The sequence below is a fragment of the Natrinema salaciae genome, assembly GCF_900110865.1.
GTDB classification, from domain to species: domain Archaea; phylum Halobacteriota; class Halobacteria; order Halobacteriales; family Natrialbaceae; genus Natrinema; species Natrinema salaciae.
Genome location: NZ_FOFD01000002.1, coordinates 530423 through 542929 on the forward strand (window position 1 = coordinate 530423; position 12507 = coordinate 542929).

13 protein-coding genes and 1 pseudogene are annotated in these 12507 nt (G+C 65.3%); all 14 read right to left on the minus strand.

The genetic code is table 11. The features are described from left to right. Positions 1 to 21: 21 nt before the first annotated feature. The gene (locus BMX07_RS07875; protein WP_090616514.1) at positions 22 to 486 is read right to left on the minus strand and encodes a hypothetical protein; all 465 of its coding nucleotides are present in this window, start codon (positions 484 to 486) and stop codon (positions 22 to 24) included. Positions 487 to 604: 118 nt separating this feature from the next. Continuing rightward, positions 605 to 1453, minus strand: a complete 849-nt coding sequence (locus BMX07_RS07880; protein WP_090616517.1) for a hypothetical protein — start codon at positions 1451 to 1453, stop codon at positions 605 to 607. A gap of 73 nt (positions 1454 to 1526) precedes the next feature. Beyond that, a complete protein-coding gene (locus BMX07_RS07885) occupies positions 1527 to 2474 on the minus strand; it encodes a hypothetical protein (protein ID WP_090616521.1) in 948 nt (315 codons plus the stop codon). Between the two features lie 44 nt (positions 2475 to 2518). After that, positions 2519 to 3007: a hypothetical protein gene (locus BMX07_RS07890; RefSeq protein ID WP_090616525.1), complete on the minus strand. Its 489-nt coding sequence runs from the start codon at positions 3005 to 3007 to the stop codon at positions 2519 to 2521. Then, the gene (locus tag BMX07_RS07895; RefSeq protein WP_090616529.1) at positions 3004 to 3942 is read right to left on the minus strand and encodes a hypothetical protein; all 939 of its coding nucleotides are present in this window, start codon (positions 3940 to 3942) and stop codon (positions 3004 to 3006) included. The genes BMX07_RS07890 and BMX07_RS07895 overlap by 4 nt, the downstream gene beginning before the upstream one ends. Before the next feature lie 117 nt (positions 3943 to 4059). Next, a complete protein-coding gene (locus tag BMX07_RS07900) occupies positions 4060 to 5367 on the minus strand; it encodes an outer membrane protein assembly factor BamB family protein (RefSeq protein ID WP_090616532.1) in 1308 nt (435 codons plus the stop codon). 2 nt (positions 5368 to 5369) lie between these two features. Next, on the minus strand, positions 5370 to 5741 hold the full coding sequence (locus BMX07_RS07905; RefSeq protein WP_090616536.1) for a DUF3209 family protein: 372 nt from the start codon (positions 5739 to 5741) through the stop codon (positions 5370 to 5372). Positions 5742 to 5808: 67 nt separating this feature from the next. Then, positions 5809 to 7041 (minus strand): CbiX/SirB N-terminal domain-containing protein, encoded by a 1233-nt coding sequence (locus BMX07_RS07910; RefSeq protein WP_090616539.1) that lies wholly within the window; start codon positions 7039 to 7041, stop codon positions 5809 to 5811. Positions 7042 to 7053: 12 nt separating this feature from the next. Next, positions 7054 to 7830, minus strand: coding sequence for a cobalamin biosynthesis protein (locus BMX07_RS07915; protein ID WP_090616543.1), 777 nt, complete (start codon positions 7828 to 7830; stop codon positions 7054 to 7056). Next, on the minus strand, positions 7827 to 8093 hold the full coding sequence (locus tag BMX07_RS07920; RefSeq protein WP_090616545.1) for a ferredoxin: 267 nt from the start codon (positions 8091 to 8093) through the stop codon (positions 7827 to 7829). The genes BMX07_RS07915 and BMX07_RS07920 overlap by 4 nt, the downstream gene beginning before the upstream one ends. Before the next feature lie 22 nt (positions 8094 to 8115). Next, positions 8116 to 9147 carry a precorrin-3B C(17)-methyltransferase gene (cobJ, locus tag BMX07_RS07925; RefSeq protein ID WP_090616547.1) on the minus strand — a complete coding sequence of 344 codons (1032 nt, stop codon included), beginning with the start codon at positions 9145 to 9147 and terminating at the stop codon, positions 8116 to 8118. Positions 9148 to 9165: 18 nt separating this feature from the next. After that, positions 9166 to 9978, minus strand: coding sequence for a precorrin-3B C(17)-methyltransferase (locus tag BMX07_RS07930; protein ID WP_394328390.1), 813 nt, complete (start codon positions 9976 to 9978; stop codon positions 9166 to 9168). A gap of 415 nt (positions 9979 to 10393) precedes the next feature. Further along, complete coding sequence (locus tag BMX07_RS25055; protein WP_245742073.1) at positions 10394 to 11458, minus strand: sensor histidine kinase; 1065 nt, start codon at positions 11456 to 11458, stop codon at positions 10394 to 10396. 27 nt (positions 11459 to 11485) lie between these two features. Continuing rightward, a pseudogene (locus BMX07_RS25625) lies at positions 11486 to 12481 on the minus strand (histidine kinase N-terminal 7TM domain-containing protein); the annotation flags it as partial. Positions 12482 to 12507: the final 26 nt, after the last annotated feature.

Consider the following 12507-nt stretch of genomic DNA (forward strand, 5'->3'; position numbering starts at 1 on the left):
GACTGGCCGGCCCGGCCGCCCCTACTCGGCCTCCGCTACCGCGACCACGACGTTCTGGACGTACCGCATGCTCGTCGCGATGGCCATGATCCCGTCCATCAGCGTCTGCTGGGTGGCTCCGTCGGGATAGACCCGGTACTCCACTTGCACCGTCTCGGCCTCGCGCAACTGGCACGAGGCGTCGTCCTCGTCGAGAAACGTGTAGAACCCCGGTGTCGCCGCCAGCATCGGCCCGACGTACTCGAGCAACTCGCCGCGTCGCCGGTCGTCGCGGAGCAGATTCCGGGCTCGCTCGGTGTCGAAGCCGCTACGACCGACGATTCGAACCGGCCCGAACTCGTCTTCCTTGATGACGTGGACCGGCAGCTGTGAGAGTTCGACCTGGAAGTTGAACTCGGTGTCCTCGTCGGTGTGGGGAGTCACGTTCCTGATCGCCGTCTCGTCGAGCCAGTGGCGGACCTGGGTCTCGCTGATGTGTTTCGTCATACACGAGCCGTCGGCGAGCGACTGAATAAGGCTTCAGCGGGCGATGGCCAGTTCGCGGTCGCCGCTCCGTTCGCCCTCGAGCTCCGCTCGGCTCGTGCTACCGCGCTCCTCCGGAACGCTATCCGTGCTTGTCGGGCATCGTCGAGTGGCGCACGGGCCCGCGCATGTCCGCCCGCTGGGACGGCGGTGGTGCCATCGTCGAGTGGCGACTCGGACCGCCCGGCGTGCCGCGGTTCCCCCCGTCGAGACCCGATCCGAGAAGGCCCCTGTCTCCGCCCTCGTCCTCGTCGGTCTCCGCCTCCGGCGTCTCGTCACCAGCCGAATCGTCCGCCGCACCGCTACCGGCGCTTCCGGCATGCGCCGACTCGAGTCGCGCTTTCAACTGGGAGATCTCGTCGCCGAACTCCCCGAACGAGTCGCGCATCGCCGATCGGAGTCGGTCCCCGACGTCGTCGGTCGGCTCCGACTCTGTCTCCCCGCGGTCGGCCGTCCCCGACTTGGCCGCCTCGTTCTCGGCGGCGTCCGCGTTGCCCTCGGCGGCCGCCGGTTCGCCGCCATCGTCGTCTCCGTCGGCCGCGCTCGCTGCAGTTTCGGTCGTGGACTCGGCCCGCTCGCCGATCGCCTCCCGGAGGTCGTCGACCGCCCCCTCGAGACTCGCCTCGTCCGTGCGATCGGCGAGCTTCGAGAGCCGGAGCAGTCGATGGAGGTCCTCGACGTTCTCCTGTTCGCCCCGAGCGATGGCCTCCGGGATCGACGCCGGTTCGGTCCCGTCCTCGAGCGTGTCCAACCCGACCGCCGCGAGCAACTCGTCGGAATCGGCCGACTCGAGGATACCGTTCGCCTCGGCCGCGGCCTCGACGAGGCCGGTCTCGCCGTCGGGGCCGTCCTCGGAGAGCATCGACACACTCGATTCGTCGGCTCGGTTCAGTACCTCGCGGACGCGATCCTGTAGTTGTGAGTCGGTCATTGGTGGTTCACCGGTCGTACCGCGCCGTTCTCGTGCTGTTCGCCCCCGTCGAAACGGGACCGCGATGCGGTCGTTACTCGGCTTCCGCCTCCGCTTCGGATTCCGAATCCGAATCGGAATCCCCATCGCCCCCTTCGTCCGTCACCGTCTCGATGATCTCCCCGGTCATCTCCTCCCGGCTGAGGTTCGCCTTCACGCCGACGTCCTTCGCCACCGACTGCAGGTCGCTGTAGGACATCACCCCGAGGAAGTCCTCGAGCGTGTCCTTCCTGAGATCCTCGAGTTCCTCCGTCGACGCCTCGTCCTCGCTCTCGCCGGACGGTTCGGCCGCTTCGGCTTCGCCGGTCGCTCCTTCGGCCGTCTCTTTGGCTTTGTCGGCAGCGTCTTCGGCCGTCTCTTTGGCTTTGCCGGCAGCGCCTTCAGCCGTCTCTTTGGCTTTGCCAGCAGCGCCTTCAGCTGTCTCTTTGGCTTTGCCAGCAGCGCCTTCAGCTGTCTCTTTGGCTTTGCCAGCAGCGTCTTCGGCCGCTTCTTTGGCGTCCGTTTCGTCGCTCTCGACGCCGTCGTCAACCTGTTCTTCCGCTTCACCCGCTGTCTCCTCCGCCTCGGATTCCGCTCGTTCCTCGCCTTCGTCGCCGCCAATCTCCTCTACAAGCCCCTCGACGCTGGTCCCTTCGGTAACGCCTTTGGCCATCGACTCGAGCGAATCGCGGCCCTCGACTTCCGACATCGATTCCCGCAGAGCGTCCCGAATCGCCGTCGAGAGGTCGGCTCGAATCTCGCCGAGGTCGTTCCCGTCTTCGACGCCAGCGGCGATCGTCTCGTGGACCTCTCGGCCGATCGCCGCGCCGACTTCGCGCCCGAACCGTTCGCCGAACTGCCGACCGACTACGGCCCCGACCTCGCCACCGTCGATGTTGTCCTCGATACTCCCGCCACCGAGCATATCGGCGACGTCGAGCTGGTTGCTGACCTCGTTGGCCACCATTCCTTTCAGTCCGGACCCGTCACTCACGGCGACCACCTCGAGTCGGACCGCGGATAGGGAAAGTGTGCTGGATCACGGTGTTATTCCTCGGCTTCGGTCGACTGCTCCGATTCTTCGGCCGCCGATTCCTCGCCCTCCGCGTCCGACTCGGAGTCGCTTTCCGCCTCGGTCCCGTCGTCGCCCTCGCTTTCGTCTTCTCCCGCGGCCTCCGTCCCTTCGTCCCCTTCTTCGGCGGTCTCTTCGTCCCCTTCTTCAGCGGGCTCTTCGTCAGTTTCGTCTTCTTCGGCGGTCTCTTCGTCCCCTTCTTCAGCGGGCTCCTCACTGTCTTCGGCGGGTTCTTCGTCGGGACTGAGCAGTTCGTTGACGACCATGTTCCCGATCGTCCGACCGAGCGATTCGCCGATCGCTCGCCCGAGAATCGCGCCGATCTGTCCGCCCAGCGCTTCGCCGAGCGGCTTGTCCCCGTCGATCTCGTCCTCCCACTGGGTTCCTTCGACCAGTTCGTCGACGTCGACGGTTTCGGTTATCTTCTCGGTATCGATCCGCTCGGTCAGTGAGTCGTCGCTCATGATGATGCCTCCGCCTGTGACGGCTCCGCCTGTTCGCCGGGCTCCTCCTCGCCCTTCGGCTCGAGCCGCTCGACTAGCTGTTCGATCACTTCTCTGACGATCATCGCCACGATCTCCTCGGTGGGGATGCTGGGAACGAGTCCGGACAACTTCTCCTTCAGCCAGCTGCCCGCTCTGGAGATGCGGCCGGGCGACTCGCGTTCCTCGCTCGGTTCCGCTTCGTCGGCCTCCTCGTCCGCTGGCCCCCCTTCGTCGGCGTCCGTCTCACCCTCCGCAGCACCGCCACCGAAGAGGCCGCTGAGCCACTCTCCGGGCTTGCTCAGCAGGTTACTGAGCATCGCTTTGGGTTTGCCAAGCAGGGTGCCGAGCATCTCTTTTGGCTTACCCAGCAGCGACTTTACCGAGTCCAGCATGGCACCGGGACCGTCCAGCAACCCCGTGACTGCGGACAGCAAGTTCCCGAGCAATTTGTTCCCGCCGGGCCGCGCCGAGACGTCGAGCGTGACCGGGTTCAGGTTCACTTCGAGGCCGAGCAGATCGAGGTACAGGCCGTCGAGATCGAGGTGGAGGACGCCGGACGCTTCGTCGTCCTGATAGACGTCTTCGGCGTCTTCGACGTGGTATTCGTCCTCGGCTTCGCTTTCGGCCGCTTCCTCGGGCTCTTCGTCCTCGGCTTCGCTTTCGGCCGTTTCTTCGGGCTCTTCGTCTGCCGCTTCGTCCTCGACTTCCGCCTCGTCCGCCGGTGCGGCGTCCTCGTCACCCTCGGGCGCGTCTTCGGCGTCGGACTCGTCCATCTCCGCTTGCCCGCCGTCGGTCATCACCCGGCGTGGCGGACCTGGCGTGCGCTCGGCGTCGTGTGAACGGCTCGAGGAGCGGTCGGCCCTCTCGGAGTCCGATCGCCCCTCGCGGCCGTCGCGTGGAAGATGCTCGGTCATTATACGGACGAATAGACGCCCGTGAGCGTTGTGGGGGTTGGCCTTGCGTATGCGACTATTCGACACTATCGCGGGATCATCCCCGGGGAAAACGACCGATTGGCCGTTACTCGCGTGTTACTCGAACGAACCGACGCGAAGCGCGTACTCGCCGCGCGTCTCGCCGTCGTCGTGGTACGCGACCGGTTCCTCGATGGCGGCGACCGTCCCGCCCTCGACGGCAGCTGCAGTAGCGATCCCGTCGAAACGGACGACCCCGCCGGCACCGGATTCGAGATCGAACCAGCGGAGGGCGTGGGTGTCGGGATCACGAACCCGGAAGTTCTGGGCGCACGGCGCGACCAGCCGGTCGCCGTCGGCGGCCAGTCCGTGGACGAAGCCGCGAACCGCGTCGTCCCACAGGCCGTCGCCGTCGGCGTCGAACGCGGCGACTCGATGCTCGTTCGGGTGCCGGTTCTCCGTCTCCCGACTCCCCACTGCGTAGGTGTTGCCGGTCACGAACGCCACCCGGCCGTCGTTCGCGTAGGCGTGGTTCGGATAGGCGTACAGCCGTTCGCCGTCGACGTCGGTCCCGACCGCGAGGTCGACGCACCAGCGCTCTGCACCGCCGGGCCCCAGCAGGTAGCCGCGCTTGTCGCCGTGACTCGAGACCGCGATCGAGTCCCCGTCGAACGACGCGTCACCGACGCGGCGGTCGCCCTCGGTGCCCGGGTCCCAGGTCCACTCGAGGTTGCCCGATTCGGTCTCGAGGACGACCAGCCCGGTGTCGTGGTCGCCGAGACAGCGGTTGTAGCCGATCGCGAGTCGCTCGCCGTCGGCGTCGAGATCGAGCGCGATCGGCGAGGCGTCGGTTTCGTAGGTCCACCGGACCGATCCGTCGGCGTCGAACGCGTAGACCGTGCTGTCCCACCGTCGGGTCTCGCCGTCGCGCTCGTAGCGCCGCGCAGCGGCGTAGAGTCGCGCGGTATCGTCGGCATCGGTGTCGGTGTCGGTGCCGGTCTCGAGTGCGACGACGTAGGGCAGGTTGAAGACCGTGTCCGTGACGGCCGTTCCGATGTCGTCGGCGGTGTCGTATCGCCAGCGCCGATCGCCCGTCGCGGCGTCGTAGGCCGCGACTGCACCACTGTCGCCGCGGCCGGCGACGACGACGGTCTCCTCGCCGTCGTCGCTCGCACCGGCCTCGAACGACGCGATTCCGACCGCGTGGTCCGGATGGTCGATCGTCCACCGTTCCTCGAGCGAGTCGGCGTCGCGTGCGGTGACGGTACCATCCCATTCTCCCGTGACGACGAGGTCACCGTCCGCAGCGACGTGAACCGCCGAACGGGTCCACATGTGGCGGCTGCGGGCCGGCTCGATCTCACCGAGCGGGATCGACCGGCACGCGAGGGATCGACCGGGTTCGGTATCGGCAGTCTCGGCCATGGTCAGTCCTCTACCGGGAAGGTCTCGTGGAGGGTGTCGTGAGCGTCGCCGAGTCCGTCGACGATGTGCTCGCCCTGCGCGCTCAGTCGTTGTACCGCTCGCTCGGCGTCGCGGACCGCCAGCAGCCGTCCGCGCGTGTAATCGTACTCTGGGTCGTCGTCGTCCATCGCGGCGATTTCCTCCTCCAGGTCGACCAGCGCAGCGTCGAGATGGCGCTCGACGTCCGCGAGGCTGTCGGCCTCCGCGAGGCCCTTGATTGGGCCCTCGAGGTGGCCCTCGAGTTCCGTCTCCGCGTGATCGCGGGCGCTGTTGTCCCCGATGCCGAGGACGGTCATCAGTCCGAGTCGTAGTGCTTCGATTTCGTAGCAGCTCATGTGTGACTGTCGTGAAGTGTCGAATTGGTGTCTCTCGTCTCGATTCGTGGTCGTTTCGTTCGGTCCGCTACAGCGTCTGATCGACGAGATCGCTGACGATCCGATCCCGATCGAGGTGGTCGCCCACGATCCGTTCGGCGTCGTCGTCTTCGACGCCGCCGTACCAGATCCCGTCCGGGTAGACCGCGATCATCGGCCCGTCACCACAGCGCCCCAGACAGGACGACCGCGTGATGCGAGCGTCGCAGTGGTCCGAGTCCCGCACTTCCTGGCGGAGGCGCTCGAGGACCGCCGGCGACCCCATCTTGGCACAGGTCTGGTTGGTACAGACGGCGACGTGCTTTGCCGGCGCGTCGTGGCTATGCGGGTCGTCGTCGACGTCCTCGCGGTCGGCGTGGGCCTCCTGATGGGCCAGCGCCCGGAGCATGGCTCGCGCCCCGCCGATGTCCTCCTCGTAGCCCTCGAGGTCGACCTTGTACTTGCACGTGTCACAGGACATGGAGACGCTGTCGGTGCGGGCCTCCTGCCACCGGTCGGCGAAGACGTCCAGCAGCCGGGAATCCGTCCCGAGCGGATCGCCGGCCAGCGCGTCGACGTACGGGTAGTCGTCGTCGAAGTCGGCTGTCCACTCCCGAACCCGCTGGGTGAGGACGCCGTCGCCGAGCATGTACGGCAGGACGACGACCGCGTCGGGCCGGTGCTTCGAGAGCCCGTGTAAGGTCTCCTCGAGCGTCGGCTCCGTGACGCCGACGAACGAGGCATCGACGCGGTCGAACTCGCGGCCCTCGTAGAGGAGGCGGGCCAGCTTGTACACGTCGCCGTTGGCGTCTGGGTCGCTCGAGCCGCGGCCGCAGACGACGACGGCGACGTCGTCGTCCGCGCGGTCGACGCCGAGCTCGCGCTCGACGGCGGTGGCACGGTCGTCCAGCAGGTCCAGAATCGCGGGATGGACGCCCAGATGCGCGCCGTTGTCGATCTCGAGGTCGTGTTCGGCTCGGGCCTGCTCGATGGCGAGGGGCACGTCGTTCTTGACGTGACTCGCGGCGAACAGCGAACAGTGGACCACCGTCACCCGCGACGCGACGGGGGCGAGGTGGGCGAACGCCTCGTCGATCGCCGGCTTCGCGAGTTCGAGGAACGCGGCATCGACCGGGATCCCCAGCCGGGATTCGAGGGCCGCGGCCAGGTGGCGGACCTGTTCGTTGGACTTCTCGCGCCGGGAGCCGTGGCCGATCAGCAACACGGCCTCGTCGTCGAACCCGGCCGTCGATGCGGGCGTGGTGTCGTCGGGTGTGCTCATCGATCGTCGATCTTAGTCCTCGTCGCCGTCGTACGCCGCGGCCTGCTCGAGACTCCGCTCGAGTTTGCGGCGGCGACTCGGCGCGAACAGTCCGGTTTCCTCGCAGTTCTCGTAGAGCCACGTGCCGAAGACGGGCGCGGCATCGTCGTCGACGCCGAACCAGTAGCCGCCCGAGGACGTTTCCGAGCGGTCGCCGAAGGGAGCGTCGATTGGACAGTCGGCGATCAGGTCCTGCGCGAGTTCGAGCAGGTCCTCGTCGTCGTGGACGAAGGAGATGCCGACGGTGCCGCTCGAGGACTTGAAGCAGATCGTGCCACAGCCCTCGAGCAGTCCGCGGAGCAGTTCTCGGTCGTACGCCGAAAACGCGCCGAAGCGGTAGTTGCCGCGGCCGTCGACGGGGAGTCCGAGCGCGCCGCTGCGCCCGAGGAGACCGCTCCCGGCGTCGCCGTCGCCCCCGTCGCCGTCGATCGAGAGCGTGTACTCGTCTTCCGTGCGCGTGATCGAGGTGTCGTGGGCGTAGTCCCGGGTGGCCGTCTCGTGCTCGAGGTCGCCGCCGGCGATCGCGGCGAGCACGTCCGCGGACGCCTCGTCGGTGGTCACGACCTCGATGCGCGCACGGCTTCGCCGTGCGCCATCCGCGGTTCTCACGTCGTTCCGAACCGCGCCGTCGTCTGAAACGTCGCCGCTGCCGGCGACGTGGCCCCAGAAGTACGCCGTCGCGGGGTGGCCCGCGAGCGGGTCGGCCGGAACCTCGATCTCGATCTCGGTCGCGGCGTCCGCGTCGCTCATTCGCCTACCTCCCGGACGACGATCGCGTCCGTCGGGCAGGCCGCCGCGGCCTGCCGGGCCTCGTCGATGCGGTCGTCGTCGAACGTGGCGACGACGTGCGCTGCGGTGTCGGTGACCTCGCCCTCGCAATCGTAGACCGGATCCGCACCGGGGTCGACGGTCGCGAGACCGTCGTCACCTTCGACGAACCGCGGGTCACGGGTCAGGCAGGCGAAGATGCCGTCGCAGGCGTCTTTCTCGATCGTCACTTCGTATCGTGTCATTGTGGATCTGTTCTGGGTGGCCTCAGTAGTCGTATTTCGTCTCGTAGCCCCGCGGGGTCACCATCCGGTCGTCCCAGACGTAGGTGTCCTCGGTGCCGACGACGATCGTCGTCGTCATGTCGACGATCTCGCTCTCGCCGAGGGCCTCGAGGTCGGCGAGTTCGGTGATCATCACCTGCTCGTCCTCGCGACCGGCGCCGTGGACGATGCCGACCGGCGTGTCGGGGTCGCGGTGGGTGAGGAGGATCTCGCAGGCCTTCTCGAAGTTCTCCCGGCGCTTGCGGCTCCACGGGTTGTAGATCGTGATCGTGAAGTTCTCGCTGGCCACCGAGTGGAGGCGGGACTCGATCTCGGGCATCGGGACGAGGTGGTCCGACAGCGACACCGAGACGGTGTCGTTCACCAGCGGCGCACCCAGTCGGGCCGCACAGGACTGGGCGGCCGGCACGCCCGGTACCACGTCGAAGTCGACCATCGACGCCGTCGCGCCCTTGGACTCGAGGATCTCGAGGGCCAGCCCCGCGAGGGCGTAGACGTTGGGATCGCCGCTGCCGACGATCGCCACGTCGTTGCCCGCGAGCGCGCGGTCGATCGACTCCTCGGTCCGCGAGACCTCGCCACACATCGGCGTATCGTAGATGTCGTCGGCCGCCTCGGTGATCTCGTCGGGAATCAGTTCGATGTAGGTCGTGTAGCCGACGATGTGGTCGGCCTCGAGCAGCGCCGTCTTCGCGCGGTCGGTCATCCCCTCCGGGTGGCCGGGACCGAGGCCGACGGCGCTCAGTTTGCCGGGCTCGGCGTCGAAGTCGTCGACGGTCGAGCCGACCTCTTTCTCGTTCGAACTGTCGTCGTCGGAACTCGAGGCCCCACAGCTACTCGAAGACGAGGAACTCGAGGACGCCCCACAGTTCGAACTCGAGTCGTCGGTGCTGCTCGATGCGCCGCAGCTGCTCGAGCTCTCGGTGCTCGCCTCGCTGGCACTACTCTCCGTGCTCGATGCGCCACAGTTGGAAGTCGATTCGGCGTCGGCGTCCGCGTTAGTATCCGTACTCATGATTGTGTGGTATCGGTTTCAGAAGTCGTCGACGTCACGCCCGCCGCGCGGGGTGACGAGGTACGTTCGATCGTCGTTGCTCCAGGTTTCGGTCTCGTGGTTGCCGATGATCAGCGAGGTTCCCATCCCGGAGACCTTGTCGTCGTGGTCGGCGGCCTCGCCGAGCGTCGTAATGTGTTGGCTCTCGCCGTTTCGGCCGGCGTCCGCGCGGCCCGCGTCGTTGACGATGGCCACGTAGGCGTCGTCGGTCCGCTCCTCGCGGACGATCTCGACCGCTTTCTCGTAGTTTCGCCAGCAGTTGTAGAGGACGATCACGAAGTCGCTGATCGCCGCTGCGCGCAGCTTCTCCTCGATCTCGTCCCAGCCGCGCCACTTGTCCGACAGCGAGACCGTACAGAAGTCGTTGCACAGCGGCGCGCCGACGTTCGCCGAGCCGCCGAGCGCCGCGGTCAGGCCGGGGACGATCTCGATCGGGATATCCGTCGCGTCGTCCTCCGCTGCCATCTTGAAGACGAGGTCGGATTTGCCGTAGACCGACGGATCGCCGCCGGAGACGTGGGCCACGTCTTTCCCCTCGCGGACGTGGTCGAACGCCGCGCGCGCGAGTTCGATCTGGCGACCCATCGTCGAGCGGACGATTTCCTGCTCGAAGCCGTCCTCTCGGTCGCCTTCGGCTCGCGCTGCGGTGTCGTCCTCCCGGACCGCGATGCCGTCCTCGTCCGTCTCCGCCTCCGACAGCAGGGTGCCGTCGTCGCGCAGGAACTCCTGATAGAGGCTCGAGGCGATGACCACGTCCGCGGTCTCGATGACCTCCTTGGCCCGCTTGGTCATGTGGTCGGGCAGGCCGGGGCCGATACCGACGACGTAGAGGGTGCCATCGGTTTCCCGGTCATCCTGGTGTGCAGCGGTTTCCGTCACGGTTCGAACTCCGTCCGACGGTGCCGTTTCCGGCGTCGATGGTCCATCCGATTCATATCTCTTCGGGACGTAACGGAGCCTAATAACAATTTATATTGCGTTAGGACAACTACGGTTTATTACCGCGTATTTTGGCGTGAGACCGACGAGAACGATTTCTTCCGATCACCGGGTGGCGCTCATGCTTGACGGTCGCTGGCAGGGGAGAGTGCGTTCTCAGGGGGTGATCAGTGACAGAAACGAACGCGCGGCGACCCGAACGACGGAACGCCCCCCTCGAGTACCATTCTATCGTCGTTCGGAGGATCGAAACAGCAAGCGCGCGCTCTCACTGGGTCCGCTGTCCGTTGGGAACGGGCCGTGAGAGATCGTCGAACTCCTCAGTCCGGAACGAAAGCCGTGCCCCACCAGCCACACTCGTGTCGATCGAGACGGTCCAGCCATGTGCCTCCGCGATCTGCGAGACGATCGACAGACCAAAGCCCGTCCCCGTTTCGGCGGTCGTATATCCCGCCTCGAGGACGTCATCCCGTTGATTGTCGGGAATCCCGGGTCCATCGTCGGCGATAAAAAACGACTTGTCGGTCGTACCGATCGTGACGGTCACGTCGGCGCCAGCGTGTTCGATCGCGTTTCGGAAACAGTTCTCGAACAACCGGAGCAACCGATCGCGATCGGCCGCGATCGTGGTATTCGAGTCAACTACCAGGGTAGCGTCGGGTGTTTCCACGTGCTTCCAGGCCTCCCTAGCAATCGACGCGAGACCGACGTGCTCGGTTTCACCGATCGATTTTTCCTGCTGAGCCAGTGTCAGCACGTCCTCGATGATCGACTCCATTCGCTCGTGGGACTGTTCTATCGCCTCGAGAGAGTCCATATCTCCAGTGTCCTTGGCGAGTTGGAGGTGTCCCTGTGCGACAGTGAGTGGATTGCGGAGATCGTGCGAGACGATGTTCGCGAACTGTTCGAGTCGGTCGTTCGTGCGTTCGAGGTCGCGCTCCCGTTCCGTCCGTGCAGTGATGTCCCGGGCGTTGACGACGACTCCCTTGACGTAGGGGTTCTCGAGGAGGTTGCGAGCAACACCTTCCATCGTTCGCCAGGAGCCGTCGATATGGCGCAACCGATATTCGAACCGAACGGTCTCTGCTGGATTCATCACTACCTCGTCGAATCGCTCGGCTACTGATTCGATGTCTTCGGGGTGGATGTGGTCCATGGTGTTCTCACCGATGATCTCGTCCGCAGGGACGCCAATGATCGACTTGGCCGACGGGCTCACGTACGTGAGATCACCTTCCTCGTCGAGGACGACGGTGAGGTCGGACGAGTGTTCGATCAGTGTCTGGTATCGCTTCTGGACCCGTCGCCGATTGGTGATGTCACGGAGGATCACCAACTGTCCGAGTGGATGGTCGTGTTCGGGCCTCGTAAGGTCGGTGCGATGAGCGATGAGGAATCGAGGGTCATCGCTGGCCGTTTCGACAGTCAATTCGTGCTCGGTCCTGGTCGCGTGGTCGTCGCCATCGAGAACCCCCTCGTCGTTCGGAAACAGTGCGTCGAGGTGGTTACCGACGATGTCACTGGCAGTTCGATCGAGGAGCGCCTGACCGGCGTCATTGACGTCGACGATTCGGCCACTGGGATCGGTCACCAGATAACCGTCTCGCATGTTATCGACGACGGTATCTCGAGCGACGGGAACGATGTCGAGGAACCGAAAGCGGAACAGGGCGTATCCGAACAGGGCCCCCTTAATCGGAAAGGCGAGCGTAATCAGTGGAGGCGAGAATTCGAACAGTAGCTCGACGACGAACCACACGATCAAAGAGGTGATCAAAACGAGCATACCACCTGCTACGGCGATAGCCTGTCGACGGTACAGTCGTTGGGAGGTGAGTGCCAGTTTCAACAAAAGCGTGCTTCCGATCAGAACCAGTACAGCCCCGTACAGCATCGGCACGTAGAACGCTGTCGTAAATTCCCGGTACAAGAACAGCGCGCCGCCATATTCAACGACTGACGATGCACTCCACATGAGTCCGTGATACCAGTTCGTTACCGCGAGAATGATACTCGCCACAGGAACGACCAGCAACAGTGTAACGTACCGGCGAGTGACGAACCGTTCGTGTCCGGCAAAGAGGAGTGTGAACACGATGAACAGAACCGGGGTGAGCGCTCCAACAATCCGACCGATGCCCAACACAGTTTTCAGCCATTGATCGGTAATCGAATACTCGAGTGCGACACAGAGGACCCAAATCGTCGCAATCGCTTCCATCGTCGTGAACGCGAGGACGGGATCATTGAAGCCGTGTTTCCGACCCTGTTGGAACGCATACACTGTAATGATAGCCGAGATGATAGTTGCGAGATAATATGGGAGAGCAAATGGCGTAAATTGGACAGGTATCATCGGCAATCGCTACGTTCTCGAGAGTA